General features: G+C 63.2%; 21 protein-coding genes. 8 read left to right on the top strand and 13 right to left on the bottom strand.

Features of this window, described 5'->3' with window-relative positions:
- Window positions 1-6: 6 nt before the first annotated feature.
- Window positions 7-957, bottom strand: coding sequence for a LysR family transcriptional regulator (locus LNV06_RS13240; RefSeq protein ID WP_263538763.1), 951 nt, complete (start codon window positions 955-957; stop codon window positions 7-9).
- A 109-nt stretch (window positions 958-1,066) separates the two neighbouring features.
- Between LNV06_RS13240 and LNV06_RS13235 the strand changes: the two genes are divergently transcribed.
- Window positions 1,067-2,032, top strand: a complete 966-nt coding sequence (locus tag LNV06_RS13235) for an alpha/beta hydrolase family protein (RefSeq protein WP_263538762.1) — start codon at window positions 1,067-1,069, stop codon at window positions 2,030-2,032.
- Window positions 2,033-2,048: 16 nt separating this feature from the next.
- Here the strand turns inward: LNV06_RS13235 and LNV06_RS13230 are convergent, their stop codons facing one another.
- Window positions 2,049-2,417 (bottom strand): DUF1801 domain-containing protein, encoded by a 369-nt coding sequence (locus LNV06_RS13230; RefSeq protein WP_263538761.1) that lies wholly within the window; start codon window positions 2,415-2,417, stop codon window positions 2,049-2,051.
- Between the two features lie 232 nt (window positions 2,418-2,649).
- On the opposite strand from LNV06_RS13230, the gene egtB reads away from it, so the two are divergent.
- Both egtB and egtD read left to right on the top strand, forming a co-directional pair.
- Window positions 2,650-3,855 carry an ergothioneine biosynthesis protein EgtB gene (gene egtB, locus LNV06_RS13225; protein WP_263539134.1) on the top strand — a complete coding sequence of 402 codons (1,206 nt, stop codon included), beginning with the start codon at window positions 2,650-2,652 and terminating at the stop codon, window positions 3,853-3,855.
- Complete coding sequence (gene egtD / locus LNV06_RS13220) at window positions 3,852-4,814, top strand: L-histidine N(alpha)-methyltransferase (protein WP_263538760.1); 963 nt, start codon at window positions 3,852-3,854, stop codon at window positions 4,812-4,814. Before egtB ends, egtD begins: the two co-directional genes overlap by 4 nt.
- A 21-nt stretch (window positions 4,815-4,835) precedes the next feature.
- On the opposite strand, the gene LNV06_RS13215 is transcribed toward egtD, so the two are convergent.
- Complete coding sequence (locus LNV06_RS13215) at window positions 4,836-5,267, bottom strand: GNAT family N-acetyltransferase (RefSeq protein ID WP_263538759.1); 432 nt, start codon at window positions 5,265-5,267, stop codon at window positions 4,836-4,838.
- A 198-nt stretch (window positions 5,268-5,465) separates the two neighbouring features.
- Between LNV06_RS13215 and LNV06_RS13210 the strand changes: the two genes are divergently transcribed.
- Together LNV06_RS13210 and LNV06_RS13205 are read left to right on the top strand one after the other, a co-directional pair.
- On the top strand, window positions 5,466-5,810 hold the full coding sequence (locus LNV06_RS13210; protein ID WP_263538758.1) for a DMT family transporter: 345 nt from the start codon (window positions 5,466-5,468) through the stop codon (window positions 5,808-5,810).
- A 63-nt stretch (window positions 5,811-5,873) separates the two neighbouring features.
- Window positions 5,874-7,280 (top strand): acyl-CoA thioesterase/bile acid-CoA:amino acid N-acyltransferase family protein, encoded by a 1,407-nt coding sequence (locus LNV06_RS13205; protein ID WP_263538757.1) that lies wholly within the window; start codon window positions 5,874-5,876, stop codon window positions 7,278-7,280.
- Window positions 7,281-7,284: 4 nt separating this feature from the next.
- Here LNV06_RS13205 and LNV06_RS13200 read toward each other — a convergent pair whose 3' ends face one another.
- The 4 genes from LNV06_RS13200 to LNV06_RS13185 form a co-directional block, all read right to left on the bottom strand.
- On the bottom strand, window positions 7,285-8,136 hold the full coding sequence (locus LNV06_RS13200) for a cytochrome c family protein (RefSeq protein ID WP_263538756.1): 852 nt from the start codon (window positions 8,134-8,136) through the stop codon (window positions 7,285-7,287).
- Between the two features lie 78 nt (window positions 8,137-8,214).
- Window positions 8,215-8,832, bottom strand: a complete 618-nt coding sequence (locus tag LNV06_RS13195; protein WP_263538755.1) for a hypothetical protein — start codon at window positions 8,830-8,832, stop codon at window positions 8,215-8,217.
- Between the two features lie 144 nt (window positions 8,833-8,976).
- The gene (locus LNV06_RS13190) at window positions 8,977-11,406 is read right to left on the bottom strand and encodes a penicillin acylase family protein (RefSeq protein WP_263538754.1); all 2,430 of its coding nucleotides are present in this window, start codon (window positions 11,404-11,406) and stop codon (window positions 8,977-8,979) included.
- The gene (locus tag LNV06_RS13185; protein WP_263538753.1) at window positions 11,403-13,139 is read right to left on the bottom strand and encodes an MFS transporter; all 1,737 of its coding nucleotides are present in this window, start codon (window positions 13,137-13,139) and stop codon (window positions 11,403-11,405) included. The genes LNV06_RS13190 and LNV06_RS13185 overlap by 4 nt, the downstream gene beginning before the upstream one ends.
- Before the next feature lie 196 nt (window positions 13,140-13,335).
- Here LNV06_RS13185 and LNV06_RS13180 point away from each other — a divergent pair, with 196 nt between their 5' ends.
- Together LNV06_RS13180 and LNV06_RS13175 are read left to right on the top strand one after the other, a co-directional pair.
- Window positions 13,336-13,917, top strand: coding sequence for a TMEM175 family protein (locus LNV06_RS13180; RefSeq protein ID WP_263538752.1), 582 nt, complete (start codon window positions 13,336-13,338; stop codon window positions 13,915-13,917).
- Window positions 13,918-14,080: 163 nt separating this feature from the next.
- Window positions 14,081-14,494 (top strand): VOC family protein, encoded by a 414-nt coding sequence (locus tag LNV06_RS13175; RefSeq protein WP_263538751.1) that lies wholly within the window; start codon window positions 14,081-14,083, stop codon window positions 14,492-14,494.
- A gap of 60 nt (window positions 14,495-14,554) precedes the next feature.
- Here LNV06_RS13175 and LNV06_RS13170 read toward each other — a convergent pair whose 3' ends face one another.
- From LNV06_RS13170 to aqpZ, 4 genes are all read right to left on the bottom strand, one after another.
- The gene (locus tag LNV06_RS13170; RefSeq protein ID WP_263538750.1) at window positions 14,555-15,565 is read right to left on the bottom strand and encodes a S41 family peptidase; all 1,011 of its coding nucleotides are present in this window, start codon (window positions 15,563-15,565) and stop codon (window positions 14,555-14,557) included.
- Between the two features lie 32 nt (window positions 15,566-15,597).
- Window positions 15,598-16,023, bottom strand: a complete 426-nt coding sequence (locus LNV06_RS13165; protein ID WP_263538749.1) for a GNAT family N-acetyltransferase — start codon at window positions 16,021-16,023, stop codon at window positions 15,598-15,600.
- A gap of 198 nt (window positions 16,024-16,221) precedes the next feature.
- Window positions 16,222-16,872 (bottom strand): response regulator, encoded by a 651-nt coding sequence (locus LNV06_RS13160; RefSeq protein WP_263538748.1) that lies wholly within the window; start codon window positions 16,870-16,872, stop codon window positions 16,222-16,224.
- Between the two features lie 156 nt (window positions 16,873-17,028).
- Window positions 17,029-17,718 (bottom strand): aquaporin Z, encoded by a 690-nt coding sequence (gene aqpZ, locus LNV06_RS13155; protein ID WP_263538747.1) that lies wholly within the window; start codon window positions 17,716-17,718, stop codon window positions 17,029-17,031.
- 278 nt (window positions 17,719-17,996) lie between these two features.
- On the opposite strand from aqpZ, the gene LNV06_RS13150 reads away from it, so the two are divergent.
- Window positions 17,997-18,899: a hypothetical protein gene (locus LNV06_RS13150; RefSeq protein ID WP_263538746.1), complete on the top strand. Its 903-nt coding sequence runs from the start codon at window positions 17,997-17,999 to the stop codon at window positions 18,897-18,899.
- 3 nt (window positions 18,900-18,902) lie between these two features.
- Here LNV06_RS13150 and LNV06_RS13145 read toward each other — a convergent pair whose 3' ends face one another.
- Both LNV06_RS13145 and bufB read right to left on the bottom strand, forming a co-directional pair.
- Entirely contained in the window at window positions 18,903-19,703 is an 801-nt protein-coding gene (locus LNV06_RS13145) for an HvfC/BufC N-terminal domain-containing protein (protein ID WP_263538745.1), read from the bottom strand.
- Complete coding sequence (bufB, locus tag LNV06_RS13140) at window positions 19,700-20,629, bottom strand: MNIO family bufferin maturase (protein ID WP_263538744.1); 930 nt, start codon at window positions 20,627-20,629, stop codon at window positions 19,700-19,702. The genes LNV06_RS13145 and bufB overlap by 4 nt, the downstream gene beginning before the upstream one ends.
- Window positions 20,630-20,683: the final 54 nt, after the last annotated feature.

Below are 20,683 nucleotides of genomic sequence, written 5' to 3'. Positions count from 1 at the left end.
AGCCAATCAAGCCGAAGCCGCCAGCGCCTCGCGCACAAAGCGCACCAAGGCCCGCGCGGTCTCCGAGCCCACCGGCATGGGCAGGGTCAGCGCTTGAATCCACTCGCCCTCATTCACCGCCATGCGCCAACCGGGCAGCAAATCAACCAGACCGGACTGCGGGCCAACACAAAAGTCTGGGCACAGCACCACGCCCTCGCCATGCCGCGCCATCGCCAGCAAGGTGTCCAAATCATTGCCCCAGGCGCTGGCGCGCAAATGCAGTTCATGCCTATCGTCAGCCTCGGCCGCGTCATCTCGCACCCAGACACTGTGGCCGCCTTCTTCATGGGTGCCGATCAAAAGACAAGGCTGCTGCGCCAAGTCTTGGAGGCCGGCCAGCGGCGCCCGCCCAGCCGCGCCATACGCACGCACCGCATAGCGCATGACCGGCTGCGCCACCCAATCCTCAGGCGGCTGGGCGGTGGCGCGAAAGGCCAGGTCCACGCCTTCGCGCAGCAGATCCACCCGCCGATAGGTCATCAACAACTCATAGCGCAGCGCCGGGTGCAGGCTTTGAAAGCGCGCCAACAAAGGCGCCAGCACATGGTTGCCGAACACCGGCGCGGTGCTGATGCGCAGAGTGCCGCTGAGCTGGTCGCGCTCACTGCGCAAGGCCAGGCGGGCGCCCTCGGCGGCCTCCAGAACGGCGCGGGCCTTGGCCTGCAGGCGCCGGCCGGCTTCGGTCAAGCTCAGGCTGCGGGTGCTGCGGGCAAACAAGGCCAGGCCTACCGCCGTCTCAATGGCTGCCACCTTGCGGCTGACCGCCGCCCGGGTCAGGCCCAGCTCGCGGGCGGCACGCGCAAAGCTGCCGGCCTGCGCAATGCGGGCGAAGAGTTCCAGCGCATTGGCGTCCAAGGCCTGGTCGGCTGCGGTTCGGCGGCTGCGTGGGATGGTGGGGGGCGGCTTGATTGTCAACCGATTGATATCAATGTGTGGCGTTGCCGCAGTCTATTCGCTCCTTCATTGCCAATCTAGACTGAGCGCCATTGAACAGCCCCCAGAAGACTCCGAAGAGGAACCCGCCATGTCTCGAACATCAACAACACCCGACAGCCCGAGCAGTGGCCACAGCAGCGCCATCCAGCTGCGCTGCGCCGATGGCCGGCTGCTGCAGGCGCGTTGGCAAAACCCTCAAGGTCCAGTGCGGGCGGTGGCGGTGATCAGCCCGGCCATGGCCGTGGCCAGCCCTTTTTACAAAGGCTTTGCCGAGTGGCTGGCCGGGCGCGGCTATGCGGTGCTCAGCTATGACTACCGCGGCATCGGCCCCAATCTGCGGGGCCATGTGCGGCAAGAATCCGCTGGGCTGCGCGACTGGGCGCGCCTGGACATGGCCGCCGCCCTGCGCGCTGGCCACAAGCGGCGGCTGGCCGCGCAAGAAGCCAAAGAAGCGCAAGGCCAGAAGCTCGGCCTGCTGATGATTGGCCATTCTTTTGGCGGCCAGGCGATTGGTCTGGCCGAGGGCTTTGAGCAGGCCGATGCCTTGCTGGGCGTGGCCGCGCAAGCCGCCGACTGGCGCTTCTGGGCCGGGCTGCAACGCATCAAGGCGGCGCTGTTCTTCCATGCGCTGCTGCCGGCTTTTGGCCATGCCTTGGGCCATGCGCCCGGCTGGCTGCTGGGCCCGCGCGCCCAGGGCCTGCCCAAAGCGGCCGCGCTGGACTGGGCCCGCTGGGGCCGCCGCAAAGGCTATTTGTTCACCGACCCGCAGCTGCAAGCCGAGCTGGGCTACGACCGTTTCACCGGCCCGGTGCATTTGTGGAATGTGACGGACGACACCTTGTTCGGCCCCGGCCCGGCCGTCGATCACCTAGGCTTGCAATTCAGCGCCGCCCAGGTTCAGCGCCTGACGCTGGACCCGCAGCAACTCGGCCTGCGCGCCATTGGCCATTTCGGCATGTTCCGCCGCGACCTGGGCGAGCGCATCTGGCCGCTGCTGCTGGGGCCGGTGGAGCAGGCCACGCCGGTCTTGCGGCAAAGCCTGGCGGTCGGCTGAGCCCCGCAAAGCTCAGTCAAGCCGCCTGCGCTTGCTTGGCGGCCGCCAAGGCCAAGGGCAAGTAACCGGCGAGCGACTTGCTTTGAATGTCGTCCAAGCTGCGCAGCTTGAGATGGCGGCGCCCTTTGCCCTCGCCTTCCAAGTGGCCCCAAGGGTCTTGGATCAAGGCGCCCTGGCCGAACTCCACCGAGACATGGGCCTTGTAGGCGAACACGCCACAGAACTGCAGCCCCGAGCTGAACAAGATGCCGCCGTACTTCAGTTCCTCGCTCAGGGGCTGGCACTGCGTCTTCAGCAGCGCTCGCACGGCTTCGACGATCTGAAAGTTCAGCTCGCTCATCAAGCGAATGTCTTCCAGCCAGGTTTGAACGGATTTCGCGGCCACGCATATCCCCAGAAGTCAGTGGAAGTGCAATGCTAGGCCAAACTTCGGCGGCACTGCTGCCACCGTCCTGTCAGCAAGCCGCGCTAGCCGGCGGGCCGGTCTGGCAAAGCTTCATGCAGTTTTCGTAAATCTAGGCTATGGTGACTTGGCCCCGCTGACAGGAGACCGAAGCGTGAGACCCAGCCCAGCCGACGACTCCAGCGAAAGCCGCTCCGCCCCCCGGCGGGCTTGTTTGCAGCGGCTGCAAGCCGTTCGCCAGCACACCACCGCCCTGGCCGCAGCGCTTTCAGCCGAGGACCAGGCGCTGCAGTCCATGCCCGATGCCAGCCCCTGCAAATGGCACCAAGCCCATACCAGCTGGTTTTTCGAAACCTTGATCTTGCAAGCTTGGTCGCCCGGCTATCAGGTCTTTGACCCGGTCTTTGCGCAACTGTTCAACTCCTATTACGAATCGCTGGGCGCACGTCATCCGCGCCCGCAGCGCGGCCTGCTGAGTCGGCCCTCGCTGGCCGAAGTGCAGGCCTACCGGGCCCACATCGACCAGGCGCTGCACGACTTCATCTTGCAAGCAGAAGAAGACATCTGGCGCCAAGCGCACGCGCTGCTGGAGTTGGGGATTCAGCATGAGCAGCAGCACCAGGAGTTGATCCTGACTGACATCCTGCACGCCTTCAGCCTCAACCCCCTGGCGCCGGCCTACCAAAGCAAGGCCTCGGCGGCTCGTCCCGAACAAGCCCTGATCTGGCTGCGGCACCCCGGCGGCCTGGGCCAAATCGGCGCCCCGCCTGAAGACTTCTCTTTCGACAACGAAGGTCCTCGCCACACACTGCAGCTGCATAGTTTTGAGATCGCCAATCGCTTGGTGAGCTGCGGCGAGTACGCCGATTTCATCCGTGACGGCGGCTATGCCAAGCCCAGACTTTGGCTGTCCGACGGCTGGGCGCTGCTGCAAAGCCAAGGCTGGCGCCACCCCCTGTATTGGCGCCCCTGCGAAGCCAAGCATGCCGGTGCGGACGAATGGCAGGTGTTTGGTCTGGGCGGCCTGCAGCCGCTGGACCGCCATGCGCCCGTCATGCATCTGAGTTTTTATGAAGCCACCGCCTATGCCGAATGGGCCGGCGCCCGCTTGCCGACTGAGGCCGAATGGGAGGGGGCAGCTGCTGAGTTCGGCAGGCAGTTGCTGGAGCTGCAAGACCAGGCCTGGCAGTGGACCTACTCGGCTTATCACCCCTACCCCGGCTACCGACCCTGGCCCGGCGCCGTGGGCGAGTACAACGGTAAATTCATGGTCGGCCAGATGGTGCTGCGCGGCGGCAGCTTGGCCACACCGCCAGGCCATGCCCGGCTGAGCTACCGCAATTTTTTCCCGCCGCAGGCGCGCTGGCAGTTCAGCGGCCTGCGCCTGGCCCGCGACATCGACACCGGAGCTCGGCCATGAGTGCAGCCCCAAGCCTGAAGCTGATTGAACGCCAGGGCTTTGCGGAGGACCTGCATCAGGCCCTTGGCCACAAGCCTCGCAGCATTTCGCCCAAGTATTTCTATGACGAAGCGGGCTCAGCCCTGTTTGAACACATCTGCCAGTTGCGCGAGTACTACCCGACGCGCACCGAGATGGCGCTGCTGCGTCAGCATGCGACCGACATCGCCGATCTGATGGGCCCGGGCGCGCAACTGTTGGAGTACGGCGCGGGTGCGCTGAACAAGGTGCGCTGCTTGCTCAAGCAGATGCGGCAGCCGCACAGCTTTGTGCCCATCGACATCTCCGGCCCCCACCTCTTGCAGGCCTGTAGCAAGCTGCAGGCCGAGTTCCCCACTTTGGCCATTGAAGCGCAGGTGGGCGATTTCACCGGCGAGCTGCGGCTGCCCGCAGCGCCAACGCCGGGCAGGGGTCGCCGGTTCGGCTTCTTCCCCGGCTCCAGCATCGGCAATTTCAGCCCCGAACAGGCCTTGGATTTCTTGCGTTTGAGCGCCTCACAACTGCGCGGCGGCGGCCTGTTAATTGGTGTTGATTTGATCAAGGACCCGGCCCTGCTGCATGCGGCATACAACGACAGCGAAGGCGTGACCGCGCGCTTCAATCTGAACATCCTGGAGCGCGCGCGGCGCGAACTCGGCGCCCGATTCCCCGCAGACGGCTTCAGCCACAGTGCGTTTTACAACGCTCCCTTGCAGCGTATCGAGATGCACTTATTGAGCTTGCGCAAACAGGTCGTCGAACTGCAAGGCGTGGAATACACGTTTGAGGCCGGTGAAACGCTGCACACCGAAAACTCCTACAAGTACAGCGTAGCCAGCTTTCAAGCATTGGCCGGCCAAGCCGGCTACCGGCCTGGGCCGGTCTGGACCGATGAACAACACTGGTTCAGCCTGCATTGGTTGCACTCACCCATCGACTGAGGCCAGCGGCGCGATCCAGGCTCAAGAACGCTGATAGACCTCTGAATCCAGCCGCTCCATATAGCTCTGCGGCTTCGCCACCGGCGCAAAACCAAACTGCGCATACAGCAGCGGTGCAGTGCTGGTAACCAATACAAAGCGGCGCAGGTCTTGCAGCTCGGGGTGCGCCATCACGGCCTCCATCAAGCGCTTGCTATAGCCCCGGCCTTGATGCTCGGGCAAGACGAAAACATCGCAGAGATAGGCGAAGGTGGCGCCATCCGTGATGACGCGAGCAAAGCCGACCTGGGCTCCGCTCAGGTAAGCGCCAAAACACAGGGAACCCTGCACGGCCCGCTGCACCGTGGCCAAGGGGATGCCCAAGGCCCAGGTCGATTGCTCGCTCAAGAAACGATGGATCAGGGGCAGGTTCAGCCGAGTGGGATCGGTGCTGATGTCTAGAACGGCACTCATGGGCAAAAGGCTTGGGTATTGAGGACGGGGGCCATGCTACTTGAGCCCTTCAGCCACCAAACGTCGCGCCGGCTCGCCATTCGTCGCAAAGCGCTGCGCGCCGCAAGTACTGCCCGCGAAGATTCGCAGCACACATCAAGCAGCTGCCGCCCTTCATCAAGCACCGATCTCAACTCAAGAAGTCTCAAGCCAAACACCATGTTCACATCGATCTCTCCCGCCGCCCTCGCCTGGGGCCTGCTCTTCATCGCCGGCCTTTTGGAAGTCGTTTGGGCCAGCGCCATGAAGGCCTCGGAAGGCTTCACCAAGCTGCCCTACACCGCCCTCACCTTCACCGCCGCCTGGGGCAGCTTCTGGCTGCTGGGCCTGGCCTTGAAGACCTTGCCGGTTGGCACTGCCTATGCGGTGTGGACCGGCGTCGGCGCCGTGGGCGTGGCCACTCTGGGCCTGCTCTTCTTCAACGAACCCGCCAGCCTGGCCCGGATCGGCTGCATCGCGTTGATCGTGATCGGCATCTTGGGTTTGAAGGCCCTGAGCGCCTGAGCTCGGCATGCCTTGGCTTTGATCTTCCAACCGCTCGAACACCTCTTTTTGAAAGGACTTTCCATGTCGACGACCGCTCCCATCGCCACCCTGCGCCGCCTCTGTCTGGCAGCGGCCCTGGCCCTAGCTCTGCCCAGCCACGCGCAAAGCATCCGCGTCTTGCCCAGCGCCGAAGTGTTGGCGGGCACCCCGCTGCGCATCAGCGTCGAGCAACTCAAGCCCGGCAGCGAGTTGCGCCTGCGCGCCAGCCGCAGCTTGGCCACCTTCATGGGGCCCATGGCTTTCGAGTCCGAAGCGCGCTTCAAGGCGGATGCGAACGGCCGCATCGACCTGACGACGCAGGCACCAATCGCGGGTAGCTACCAGGGGGTTGACGGGCGCGGCCTGTTCTGGGCGATGCAGCCGGTGCCGACAAGCCCTGTGCCGTCAGGCGCCAAGCCTGCGGCTATCGACAGCGAACGCGTGCAACTGCAAGCCTTTGCCTTGGATGCCGGCGGCAAAGAAAGCTTGGTGAGCGAGCAAACTGTGACACTGCGCCGCGTCGCCAAAGATGTGCAAACCCGCACGGTCGAAACCTTCCCCGGCGCGCAGTTCTCCTCTCAAACGGGCGGCGCCAAGCGTGCAGCACTGATCCTCCTCGGCGGTTCCGAAGGCGGCAGCTATATGGCCAAGACCATGGCGCCGGAGTTGGCCTCGCAAGGCTATGCCGTACTGGGCCTGCCCTACTACTCACCCGCCGGCTGGAGCGCCCAAGGTCCCACGCCCGCCGAGTTGCCGGCACTGCCTGCGTCCTTCAAGAACATCGAGCTGGAGTTGCTGGAAAAAGCACGCGACTGGTTGGCCCAGCAAGCCGAGGTGGACGCTCAACGCATCGGCGTCTACGGCATCTCCAAGGGCGCTGAGTTTGCCTTGAACGCGGCCGCTCGCATGCCCTGGATCAAGGCCGTGGTCGCGGTGGTTCCCACCGATGTGGTCTGGGAAGGCTGGGGGCCCGATGTCAAAGGCTTGGACAGCGCCTCCTCCTTCAGCTGGAAGGGTCAGGCCTTGCCATGGGTGCCCTACAAAGGCTTTGCAGAAGAGTTCGCCAATGCTGCGTCCGGTCAGCCCATCATCATCCGTCGCCCGCAAGACGCAGGCCGCGCAGCCCACCCCGAGCGCGTCCCCGCAGCGCGCATTCCGATCGAGAACTACGCAGGCCCGGTGATGCTGGTCGGCGGCAGCGACGACCAGGTCTGGGACTCCGGCGGCATGGCCCGCAATATCGAAGCCAGCCGCGCCAAACTCGGCTTGCCCACCCTCAGCCTGGTCTATGAAGGTGCCGGCCACGCCATCAGCGGCAACGGCTATGCCCCCACCACCCAAAGCAATCGCGGCCCGATGAAGATGGGCGGCACGCCAGCAGCCGACGCCCAGGCGCAGGGTGACGCCTACCCCAAGCTGCTGGAATTTTTGCGCAAGAACCTGCGTTGAGCCCTCAGGGCAAGACCGGCAGCGCCTTCAAGTACGCGTGCAGCTTGGCCGCAATAGCTTCACGCTCCGCATGAGGCAAAGCTTCGGGCAGCGGCGGCATGCTGGTGCCGGGCTTGAAGGCTTGCGGCGTCAGCAGCCAAACGTGCCAGCTGCGATCGTCCAGCAGCTTGGCACGAACAGCCAGATTCAGCGGCATCTTGTCGCCGCCAAAGCCGTTGATCTGGTGACAACTCAAACAGTACTTCTGCGCCAGCTGCGCATGCTCGCCCCAGCGCTGAGCCGCGCCCTCGCCAAGGCTGGCCGGCAATAGGGCCGCCGAGTCGGCCTGACGAAGGGTGATCTGGGTGATTTGGTACGGCCAGTACGAGGCGCCCTCGGCCAGCAACTCGGGTGCACCGATGTTGTCCCATACCAGGTAGTAAGGGCCGAGCGGCACGTTCTTTTCGTTCTGGCCCTTGTTGTCCACCGTGAAGGACTGCGAAGCATCAGCCAAGGCGAACACCAGCGAAGCCTTGTAGCGGGCAAAGCGCTCGACGGGAATGCGCGAGACATAACCGTCAAGCGCCCTGAACTCCAACTCCTGTTGCGAGCGCTTACGCCAGTCAGGGCCGAGCAACAAGCCCAGCACTTGATCCGCTGAATAGCCACGGTAAAGGCGCCGCACCGGTGGCTCGCCCTTGAAGCTAAGGTGGGGCTCGATCACCGTGAACTCTTGCGGTTTGACAGGCATTCGTGCCTGCAAGTCAGCCGGCGTTGGAAGCAGCTCGGCTTGCGCAGGCATGCCCAAACTCAAGAGCACACCCACAGCGATCAATGCACAGAGCTGGCGCCCAAATTTGAAACTGGGTCTGGTCATGCGGGGCTCCCTCTTTGCTTACCGGGCAAAGCGACTTGATTGCAACACAAAGCAAGCCCCGACTTTCGTCGCCCCCGCTTATTTCGCGGCGGGCCGCTCGATATTGAGCGCCACCGCCTCGGTGAACACCGCGCGCACTTCATCACCGACCTTCAGCTTGCTGATGTCCAGATCAACCGGCACGGCCAAGTTGAAGCTTCGGGTCGCGCCGCGCAAACGCACGGTGCCAGTCTTGGGATCCAGAGCGCGAATCTCGCCCAAGACTTCCACCGTGCGCGCCGAGGCCACGCCGGGCAGTGCCCCGGCTGGGGCGCCAGCCAAGCTGGACGATTCCACGCGCTCGCGAATGCCGGACTTGCTGACACGCTCCAACTGTGCAGCCACGGCCACGGCATAACGCAGCACCAGCTCGTCTCCCACGCGAACCTGCTCAAAGTTCTTCACATCGGCAGGCACATGCACCGTTTGCAGCCCGCCCTTGGGGCCGCGCAAAGTCGTCGTGCGATTTGCATAGTCCACCTCGACCACCTTGGCACGGACCACCGCCTCGCCGGCCTTCAGCCGCGCGTCTTTTGCGCTGGCAGACAGCGTCGCCACTTCGCTAGCCACCGACTGCGCCTTCGCTGGCAAAGCCAATAAAGCGGCCACCGCACAAGCCAGCGCGGTAGAGGAAAGAGAAACAGCAAGACGGATCATCGCAAGGGCTCCAAAGTGAGTCGAGAACAGAGCAAACGCTGCGCGAAGGCGCAGGGTTTCAACTCATTCTAGGCAGCGGGATGCGGCCCAAGCCATCCTTGGGCCGCATCCCCCCTAGCTTTGAGGTCAGACGGCGTCCTCGGCCTATTTGGCGGCCGCCGGCTTGAGGGTCAAGGTGCTACGGGTGTGGGCCTGCACATCCTCGGCCGCCAAGTATTGCTGACGGTACTGGCCGGCCGCATGCATCAGCGCCTGATCGGCGTAATGCGGGTCGCCGTAAACACCACTCTGCCCGACCGGATTGATGCCCAGGCCTTTGGCGGGCGCGGCCAGGTCGATGATGCGGCGGGTCGAGGGCCCGTAGACCACCGCCCAGGGCGCTGGGCCTATGCGTGCAGCCATATTGTTAGGCGTCTCATGGCTTCCGGGCGCCGCGAAGGGGCCGACATTGAAGATCTTGTCCAGCGGCTTTTGCAGACCCAGCGGGTGGCCGTGAGTGACGGTGTGGGCGAAACCCCAGCGCCATTGCTTGCTGTCGCTGCCCAGCGCTGTGCGCAAGTGGGCGAGCGTCAGGCCCCAGGCCTCAGCCACCAGCTGCGCCTGCGTTTCCACCTCGGGGGTGCCGCGCTTGTCCCACCAGGGCGAGCTCGGGTCGGCCATCAGGCGCGGCAGCGCGTGGTCGAGGGCACGGGTCAGGCGCAGATTGTTGAAGGTCTTCTCGCCCACTTCGTCTTGCAGGGCCAGACGGGTCAGTTCAAACAAGAACTGCTGGAACAAGACCGGCGCGCGGGCCTCGCTGCTGTAGGCACCACTCCAGGCGGCCAGCTCAGCGATCAGGGTGCGATCTTCCTCGCTCTTGGCCGCGGCCTGCAGCAGCGGCAGCAAAGGCTTGAGCACCCGGGCGCTGTAGCCGTTTTGCACATCGAGCTGCAGCGCACGGGTGTTGGCCGGCGCCCATTTGATGGATGGGTCGCGTAGCAACGAGTCGAGCCGCTCGGCCCGGTCCCAAAGGTTGTAGTAACCCGGCACCGGCTCCGCTGCGGCCGGCTGATGGTTGGCCGACAAGATATAGCCACGTGCGGGGTTTTCTTCCTGCGGGTTCTTCTCAAAAGGCAGCCAGCCGAGTTTTTCGGCCTCGCCGCTGGCGCCGTCCAGAATCAGGTTGGGGTTCACTCCCTTCGGGCGAATCGGCAATTTAGCTGCGGCCCACCAACCAATATCGCCGGCCGCATTGGCCCAGACCACATTCAGGCCCGGAGCGTGGATCTGGCTCACCGCCTTGCGCGCGGACGACAGCGTATCGGCCCGGTTGAGCGCGTAAAAAGCCTCCAGCACCGGGTTCTCGGTTTCCAAGAAACCCCACCAAAGGGCTATTGGCGTCTCGCCCACCGCGCCGGCTAAGGCGTCGTTGATGATGGGGCCATGGGGCGAGCGGCGCAGCTTCAGCGACAACTGCGCGGCACCCTTGACCTCGATCGTCTCCTCGCGGCTTTGCAGCGCCACCCATTCGCCACCGCTGGCGGTCTTGCGCCAGACTTCGTTCGGATTGGCCGGGTTCAGCTTCTCCGCCACCAGATCGACGTCGTCGTTCTGGAACATGGTCAAGCTCCAGGCGAATTGCTGGTTATGGCCGAGCAGCGCCAGCGGATTGAGGGCCTGGTGATGGCCATAGAGCTCAAAGCCCGGCGCTTTCAGATGCGCCTCATACCAAACGGCGGGCGTGGCGAATTGAATGTGCGGATCGCCGGCCAACAGCGGCTTGCCGCTGGCGGTGCGCGCGCCCGAGACGGCCCAGGCATTGCTGCCTTCGAAGAGTGGCTGGCCCGCCAGCTCCAGCGCGCTGTGGCTCAGCTGGGCCAGGCGGCCCAGGTCTTGCCAATCACCGGGGCGCAGGTTTTGGCGCAGCACGCCATCGGGCCGCCAGGCTTCATCAAAGATCTTCAGATAGGTGGGGCCGAGTTGGTCGCGAATCTGCGTCAACGCCGGCTCGGTGCGAAAACCGGCTGCAAAGCTATAAGCCAGGTAACCGCCAATGCTGACGGTGTCAGCTGGCGTGAAGGGCCGCTTGGGGATGCCCAGAATCTCAAACTCCAGTGGCGCCGGGCGCGTGGCCTGGTATTGGTTGACGCCATCCAGATAAGCCAGCAGGGCCTGCTTGGCGGGGGTGTCTGCAGCGGCGAACTCGCGGGCCACATAGGCATCGGCATGGGCGCGAATGCCCAGGGTGCGGAACAGCCGGTCGGTCTCCACCAGCTTTGGGCCCAAGATTGCCGCCAGCTCGCCGCGCGACAAGCGCCGCAGCATCTCCATCTGGAACAAGCGGTCTTGCGCATGCACATAACCCAGCGCGCGATAGAGGTCGGCCTCGTTCTGCGCCTCGATATGCGGCACGCCCCATTCGTCATAACGCACCGACACGGCGGCTTGCAGGCCTTGCAGCGGCAAGTCCCCCGAACGCAGCGGGCGCAAGGAGCGCAAATGCCAAGTCACCGCTGCCGCCAGCACGCCGGCGCTCACCAACAAGACCACGCCGCTTCGCAGCGCCCACTTCTTCACTTTCGATGGCTTGCTCATCTTGCAGATGTCTCCGACAAAGCGCCCCAGTTGCGACGGGCCAGCAGCAGCAAGACCGCGCCCGCCGCCATGGGCACCGCATAGATCAAACCTTGAGCCAGGCCGTGCAAGGCCGGCGTCGCCCAAGCGCCCAAAACGTCCAAATACTTGCGCAAGTACAGCGCCAACAACAAGGGCGCCAACCACAGGCAAGCGCGGCGCAGCGCAGCCCCTGCTTGCGCGCCCAAGACCTCACGGCCAGCCAGCATGAAGAGCGCCGCCACCACAAAGACCAGGGTGAAGAAGGTGTTGAAGATAGCCTCAGCCGAGCCAGTTTCGGCGCGCCAGGTCCAAAAGGGCAGCCAGGCCAAACAGAGAATCCCCAGGCCCAAGGCGCTGCGGCTGGCGCGGCCAGCGGCATGCGCATCGCCAATTTGTTCGGCTTCGCTGGCGGGCTTTTTCATCCAGGGCAACAAAGCCAGGCCGACCAAGCCGAACACCGCATCCACCGCCAGCGTGACCGGATAACCCCAGGCTTCGATGGCCAGGCCCTGCCAGGTGGCGGTGTAGGCAATCGCCACATTCATCAAGGCCATATAAGCAGTGAACTGGGTGGCGGCCACGCGGGGGTTGGTCACATCCATGAATAGGGCCGAGCGCACGCCGTACATCAAGCCCATGAAGATATTGAAGCTGATGGTGGCCAGCCAGAGCGCCGTCACCAGGGCCTGCGGCACCGCCGGCCCACCGCTGCCGGGCTGGCGCGGCATCACGTAGCCAGCTTTTAGAAGCTCCACCATCAGATAGAGCACCGGCACAATCATCAAAGCGATAAAGATCGTCAAGACGCGGCGGCGCCCAAAGTGGTCCGACAAGATGCCACCGATCACCATGGCCACCGCGCTGGAGACCGTGGAGGCCAGTTGCAGCCAGGCCACCTGATCGTCGTTCAGGCCCAGTTCCACCGAGAGATTGGATTGCAAGGCCAGACTCAAAGACATGGCCCCCGCGGGCAGCAAGGCAAAGAAGACGCCGACAAAAGCGCCACGCGTGCCCAGGAAAGAACGAAAGGCGGCCACGGCGAAGTCACGCATTTCGGCCCCGGCTTGACGCAAGCCCGAACCGGCTTTTTGGACCGTCTCGGCGCTGGCTTGAACCAAGGCCTCCTTCATCGGCAACACCACCAGACCGGTGACCGCCAAGATGCACAAAGCCACAAAGATGAAGCTGGACTGGAAGCCCAGATAAGGGATCAAGAACAAAACCCCGCTGCCGCCCACCGCCTGGCCGATGGCCGCGCCAGCAAACATCAAACCATTGGCGAGGCCCCGCTCGTTCTCATGCAAGACATTGCAAGCCAGGGAGTCAATCGCCACGTCTTGAATCGCCGCAAAGCTGTTGTGCACCAAGAGAATGGCGGTGAACAAAGCCAGTTGCTCGGGCAGTTTGAGGAAGATCAGCACCGCCAAGGTGGCGGCCATCATCAGCTGGGTGCCAATGATCCAGGCACGCCGATGGCCAAAGCGCTGCGAGCGGAACACGTCCACCAGCGGACCAAACGCCCATTTGAAAGCCCAGGGCAGATAAAAGGCCGCCACGAAGGCGCCAATCTCGGCCGGCCCCACGCCCATGCGGCGCAGTTGGGTGGCCACCGCAATAGCGGCAAAACCGAGCGGTATGCCCTCGGTCATGTACAAAAAGAAAAAGGCCGACAAGCGGCCATTCTTTGTGCCCAACAAATTAGGAAGTTTCATCGCGTGCCTGGTGCGTAGCTGCTGCACCATCCATGTTCTCAGTTGACGGAATTATCGGGGGCGAGGCCTGGGCCAGGGTTAGGCGGTTTACCCGGCCCGGACGGCAGGCCCGCATTGCCGGCAAGGCGGTGGCAAACTGCGCGGGGCGGCGCTCCAGCCCCCTCCCCTTTCGACCTCAATCCTAGAAACACACACCATGGGAAAGACCCGACTCGAAGCCTTCAGCGACGGCGTGCTGGCCATCATCATCACCATCATGGTGCTGGAGTTGAAGGTGCCGCATGACGCCTCTCCCAGCGCGCTGATGGCTCTGCTGCCGGTGTTCCTCAGCTATGTGTTGAGCTTTTTGTATGTGGGCATTTATTGGAACAATCACCACCACATGCTGCACACCTGCAAGCAGGTGACCAGCCGCATCTTGTGGGCGAATCTGAACCTGCTTTTTTGGTTATCGCTCTTGCCCTTTGCCACCGGTTGGATGGGCGAGAACCACTTTGCTGCCACGCCCTCGGCGCTCTATGGCGTGGTGCTGCTGATCTCCGCCCTCTCCTACTGGCTGCTGCAACAGGCCATCATTGCCTCGCAAGGCGCTGACTCTCTGCTCAAGCGCGCCGTTGGCAGCGATTGGAAGGGCAAGGCCTCGCCAGCCCTTTACTTCGCAGCCATTTTGCTCACCTTCTTGGACCCGCGCCTCTCGCTGGCGATCTACTTTGGCGTGGCTTTGCTGTGGATCTTGCCGGACCAGCGCATTGAACGTTTTTTCCTCGCCGAGCCTTGAGTTGGGGGCTAGAGCGGTGTGGACCGCCCAATTTCATTGAAACTAGAACCCAAGTCCAAGGACTTGAAACGTTAGGCCACTTGCGCCGATAACTGTATAAATATACAGTTATCCTGCCCGCAACACTTCAAGCCAAACAGGACTCGCTCCTGGCTTCATCATCATGCTCGACCACATGACCTTCCGCGTGACGGACATCGCCCGCGCCAAAGCCTTCTACAGCGCGGCCCTTGCGCCGCTGGGCTACAGCCTCGCCTTTGATGGCCACTATGGTTCCAATATCGTCGGATTTGCTTTCCCTGACGCTGCAGAGCCCGACGGCAAGAAAGCCGATGTCTGGTTCATCGATGGCCCCTCGCCCTACGGCGGTCCCCCTGCCACCACCGGCTGCCATCTGGCCTGGCGCGCTCAAAGCCGCGCCCAGGTCGACGCCTTCTACCAAGCCGCCCTGGCCGCCGGCGGACGCGACAACGGCGCTCCGGGTCTGCGCCCCGACTACCACCCCAACTACTACGGCGCCTTCGTCATCGACCCCGAGGGCAATAATATCGAGGCGGTGTGCCATTTGGCGGAGTGAGCGAGGAAATGCAGGCCGCCACAGGCCTGCGTCGGTGTGCCGAGTACCGCAAGACCAGGTCTAGTGGACAGTCCTCGGCGCTCCGCTTGATAGAAGGCTTGGGTCTGCACTGCCCTTGCATTCCTTCTGCACCCAAGCCGTCGCCAAGCGAAGCGCTTCATGGGGCCCGGCTCGAACCGACGGCACAAGCGCGCCCTTGACCAGCGTCCCGTCAGCAGTCAGCAGCCTCGTCGTTGCCACGGCCAGCAGACCGCCGCTCTTCAGCGGAAACACCTGATTGCCCGTCGTGAGGCCTGCGGTGGGTTCGCCAAAGAGCCGCGCATTGGGATGCGCCAGAAATGAGGCGGCGACAAACTCTCCCGAACTGGCGGTGCGTCCACTGACAAGCACTGCAATGGCTTTGGCGTCTTGCTTCTCGGCCTTGATGCCAGGATCGGGCCACGCCGACGAAATGGGCTGCCGCTCCCCATTGCCATACACAAAATAGCCCAGCGGTGTCGACGGAAGGACAGCGTTCAGGCCCCAAAGCATGGGCCACATATTGCCGCCCCCGTTGTTAGACAGATCGACGACAAGGCCGCAAGAGAATTCTTTGCGGGCGAATTTGAGTGCCTGATCGAGCCGCTCTGCCGCCTGCACAGAAACCAACGGGTTCATCGACAAAAAGCCATGAACCTGCACGACAGGGACAGGAGCTGGGCTCGAGGCCATGTGAAACAGCGCAGAGGGCGCTCCTGGCTCTTGCGGCCCCGCCTGAAACGCCTTCGCCTGATCCGGCGGCATGTAGAAAGAGTGTCCGTCCTGGACTTCGTAGACAAGTCCCCTCAAGGCCTGGTCAAGGCCTTTGCGACGGCCAGACTCTTTGACAAGGCTGAGCGCTCGATCGATCGCCGCTGGCCAATCGACCGAGGCCGAAGCGAGTGCATGCACTCGCAAAATCTCTGCTGCCTCAAGAACGGCCTCTTCGGGTCCTTCGACCTTGGGGTCTTCAGAAAAAACAAAGTAACCAATGGGCAGCATCACCATCAGCAGGAGCAACAATCCTTTCAAGCGATTGGCTTTTCCGTGCATGGCTCTAACCCCAGAACAAAGGCCCGGTGCCCCTACAGCCGCTTCTGAAGATGGTGCGATGAATGCCCCTTGGGCAGATCCTCGATGGTGGAGAGCAGCACGTAGCCGTGTTTCTCGTAAAAGGGTTTGGCTTGCCAGCTGGTGGTCATGACCAGGGCGAGGCCCATGCCGAGCGATTTGGCCTTGGCTTCCGCGGCCTTGAGCAATTCGGAGCCCAGTCCGGTGCCGCGGCATTCGGGCGACAGCCACAGCAGCTCGATGTGCAGGGCGTTCCAGAAGCAGATGGCGCGGATGCCTCCGACGAGCGCATCGGCGTCATTGCGTGCGAGAACGAAGAAGCGGACCTCGGCGCTCTCGGGTTCAAGATCGGGCACCACTTCATGATTGAAGCGAACGATGCCTTCACTGAGAAGCGCTCGCTCCTCCTCGGTCGCCGACAGGGTGGTCTCAATCTTCAAACGATGTCTCCGGTGACGCCCGCCGGCTCAGTCGAGATGTGACTTTGCATCGAGCGGGAATGGCTGGCCTCGCGCACTTCTGCGCAATGTTGCGCGCAAGCTTCGAGCTTGTACCAGAGCTTGGCGGTGTGGCCGCCATCGATGAGGAGCGAAAGGACGCGTGCAGAGCTACGGCGAAGCGTCCGTCGCAGTAATGGTTTACTGCCGCGCAGCCGGCCTCAAGTTGGAGAGCGTCTCCACACGCTTGAGCAACTCGCGGTCGTTCCAGGGCTTTTTGAAGATGCCGTAGAGGCCTTGCACCTGATGCACGCGCGCTTGCATTTCGTCATGGCCGGTGATGGCGATGATGGGCAAGTCTTCGGTAGCCATGCTGCCTTGCACATCGGCAATCAGCTCGAAGCCGTCTTTATTGGGCATTTCCAGGTCGGTCACCATGACGGAGAAATGCTGTTCGGCCAAACGATCCAGCGCTTCCAGCCCGTCCTTGGCCAGGGTGACGCGGTAGCCGGCACCTTCAAACAACTTGCCCAGCTTGGCGCGGGCCACGGCGGAGTCGTCCACCAGCAGCACGGCAGGAGCAGGCTTTGCAGGTTCGGCTTGGGTGGCAGCGGGAACAGCGGGAGCCGATTCATTGGCGAATGGCGCTGGCGCCTGAGCTGGAGCCACCGGCACGGCTGGAAGGTCCTGAGCTTTTGGAAGTGCTGGGCGGCTGGGCACAGGAGGTGCAGCGCCTACATCGCGATCATCACCACGGCGGGTGCTGATGATGAACACCACAATGGCCAGCGGCACCGCAATCAACAGCGGCAGCAAGTAGGGGCCTAACAAATCCGGCAGGTCGAAAAACATGATGGGTGATCTCCAGCCCTGGCGGACAAGGACGGCCGACAAGGGTTCGGTCAATCTAACACCGCAAACCCCGAGCCAAAGCGCAAAAAAACCGGCGCTAGGCCGGCTTCTCCAGGTGAGGGGCCGACGCAGCGGCCCCTTCAGTCCGTCGAGGGTTCAGCGCTCGCTGCTGCCCACAAACTTGTAGGCCAGCGCACCGATGATGGCGCCGACGATGGGCGCAACCCAGAACAGCCACAACTGCTCAACAGCCCAACCACCCACATACAAGGCCACGGCCGTGCTGCGGGCCGGGTTGACCGAGGTGTTGGTGACGGGGATGCTGATCAGGTGAATCAGCGTCAGGCACAGGCCGATGGCGATGGGCGCAAAGCCGGCCGGCGCGCGCTTGTCGGTCGAGCCCAGAATGACGATCAGGAAGAAGGCGGTGAGCACCACTTCAATGATCAGCGCGGACTGCATGGAGAACTTGCCCGGCGAATGCTCGCCAAAGCCGTTGGAAGCGAAGCCGCCGGCCAGATCAAAACCGGCCTTGCCGCTGGCAATCAGGTAGAGCACGCCACCGGCAGCCAGACCACCCAGCACTTGAGCCACGATATAGGGCAGCAGCTTGGACGCCGGGAAACGACCGCCGACGAACAGACCCACCGACACGGCCGGGTTGAAATGCCCGCCCGAGATATGACCCACGGCATAAGCCATGGTCAGCACGGTCAAGCCGAAGGCCAGCGACACGCCGGTGAAACCAATGCCCAACTCAGGGAAGGCAGCCGCCAACACGGCACTGCCACAGCCGCCCAGGACCAACCAAAACGTGCCCAGAAACTCGGCGCCAAATGCTTTCATTATTTTTCCTCTCTAGATGTGTCAAACCGTCCGGCCGTCCTCTAACGGCGCGACGGCACGCCATGATGCCCGAGAAATATGTCACAGAAAGCGGGGACTGACCCCTAGAAAGGTAGCGCCAGATGAGCCGCCGAGGCGCAGCTTTCAACACTCGCGGCAGCACAGCACAGACAAAGCCTGCAAACGGAGACACTGCGGCGGCGCTGATAACAAGGGACACGATTCCTGGCGCTCAGGTCCTCACCCGCCCGCCGCCTTATCCACAGGGAGAACCCAACATGGACGCAACCGACAAGACTCCGACATGCGCACTGCCCGCCACCGGCCAGACCCGATCGACCACACTGCGAACCCATGCCCTGGGCCTCAGCCTGCTCGGCAGCCTGATGCTCAGCGCCTGTGGCGGCGGCGGCTTGCAAGATCAAATCAACGACTTCGTTGACAGCGCCGGCTGCGCCATCAGCAATTGCAAGCAGTCGGACACGCTGCGCATTGAAGACATTCGCCCCGAATACAAAGTCACCCAAGAGGGGAGCCAGGTGCGCATCGAATCGCGGCTGGGTTTTGGGGACAACCCCTTCTCGGTGGTCTACCGCAGCGGCAGTGACCGCCTCTCCGCCGGCATCGGCGCACTGCGCGTCGACATGACGGACGACACCGGCAAGGGCATCACCTATGTAGGCAAACTGGCTGATGCCACCGAGCAGCCCAGCGTGTTCGTCAATTTTCATCGTGGCGGCGAGGTCTATACCAGCAGCATCACGATGCAAAAGCCTTTCAGCGTGGTCTCGCCCAGCGGCGTGCCTGTGATCGCTCGGTCCACCGGCGCCTTCAAGGTGCAAATGAGCCAGCCCGCGAGCAGCGGCATGGGGGTCTTGGTATCGGCGCTTTGCAAACGAGCGGACGGCACCAGCTTCGACAGCAATGACCTGTTTCTGGGCAACACCATCGATGGCAACAGCTACCGCATCAGCACCCTGGACCTGGATCTGGCGCTGAACAACGCCAGCAAGAATTACAACCCGAACAGCCCCAACAGCTCGCTGGTGCAAAGCTGCGATCTGACCTTCAACTGGACGCACCGCATCACCGGCACCACCGCCTCGGGCATGAATCGCTCGGGCTGGATCCAGTCTTTGCGCAGCGCCACACACAAAGCCAGTTACGACGCGCGGCTCTGAGTTCTACGCAGCACTGAGCTCTGGCTCTGCGAGCAAGCCCTGCGCCACCCAGGTCTGCAGGGCCTGCACCAGTTGGCCGGCTGCGGCCTCTGCGCCAAAGGTCTGGGCCGCCAGCTCACCCAAGTCTGCAAAACTGCTGTTTGCATGCGTGGCCACCAGCAGTTCGGCCTCCCAAGCCTCCAGCGAGCGCCAGCGGGTTTCATCGCCCTCGCGCCAGACCAACAAGGCGTGTTTCAGGGCTTGCGGCTCGGGGGCTTCGCCCTGGCCCTCGATCTCACTGCGACTCAAAGCCAAGTAAGTGGGTTCAACCGTCCAGTCCAGGCTCAATACTTGTGCGGTGGGCTGCAGCCGCAGTTGCAAAGCGGCCCAGGCTTGCGGCGCGAGCGCGGCCAACTGAGACCGGGTCATCGGCGCCGCGTCGGGCCCGTCAAAGGCCGCACGCAAAGCCCAGTCCATGCGCGCCAAGTCCACCAAGGCCGGATGCGGCAAGCGCTCAGCAAAAGGCCCGCTCATGTAAGCCGCCAATTGATCGCCAAACCAGCGGATAGACGGCTGGTTTGAAGGATGTGCGGCCAGATAGGCGCTTCCCAGCGCATCGAAGGCCTCAGCGCCCATGGCCAGATGCAGCACGGCGTAGTTGTCACGCAAAGCAGAAAGCAGCCTCGCGCCATAAGCTTCTTGATAGACGGATGGCGCGCCGCCCGCCAGCAGGCGCTCTCGACGCGCAGACGGCTGGCCCAGGATCAAAGCTTGCAAGTCTTGTTGCTGCTGGCGCAGCAGATCCAGGCCCGGCATGGCGCTCATGGCTGCAGGGCCAGGGGCTGACCCGGCCTTTGTGAGGGAAGCAGAGGGCGTAGGGGTCGAGAGGCGCGTGCCAGGTTTGGGGTCTTGCCGCAAACCGTCTGGGTCAGCCGCCGGGCTTGATCCAGCTCTTGTAGCAAATCAAGCAAAGGCGGGATCTTGTCATCTCGCTCGATCATGGTCGGCCGCGCGCCGATGCGCATCAAGGTGTAGCAATAGAGCTGCCAGACCGCATCGCTGACCGGGTGATCATGCGTGTCGACCAGGCAGTCCCCCCGATCCTCATGGCCGGCCAGATGGATTTGCACAATCTGTTCTGGCGGCAAGCGGTCGATGTAGTCGCGCGCGTCGAAGCCGTGGTTGCGACTGGAAACGTAGACGTTGTTGACATCCAGCAGCAGGTAACAACCGCTGCGGCGCAGCAGTTCGACCACGAACTCGGCTTCGCTCATTTCATCAGCAGCAAAGCGAACATAGCTGGACACGTTCTCCAAAACCAGCGGCCGCTGTAAGAGCGTTTGCACCTGATCGATGCGCGGCAGCAGATGCTGCAAGGCCGCCGCGGTATAGGGCATGGGCAAGAGATCGTGCAGATTGCGGTGATCCACCCCGGTCCAACACAAATGGTCGGAGACCCAGGCCGGCTCCACCCGGTCGGCCAAATCCTTCAGCTCGTGCAGATAGGCAAGGTTCAAAGAATCGGTGCTGCCGATCGACATCGAAACCCCATGCATGACCATGGGGTAATCGCGGCGAATGCGCAGCAGATGCTGCAAGGGCTTGCCGCCGGCCACCAGATAGTTTTCAGAGATCACCTCCAGCCAATCCGGACGCAATGCGGCCGGCAAAGGCGCGAGAGGATCGGCAATATCCGCATAGTGCTCGGTTCTGAGTCCGAGTCCAAAGCCTTGCAAAGAACGGGTGGGCACGGGAGTCTCCCTAGTCTGCTTTGAATACAAGGGGCTCGGAGGGTCGGCAAGTCT

Source organism: Paucibacter sp. Y2R2-4, from assembly GCF_025717535.1.
Classification (GTDB): domain Bacteria; phylum Pseudomonadota; class Gammaproteobacteria; order Burkholderiales; family Burkholderiaceae_C; genus Paucibacter_A.
This window is presented reverse-complemented; position numbering and strand designations above follow the sequence as displayed.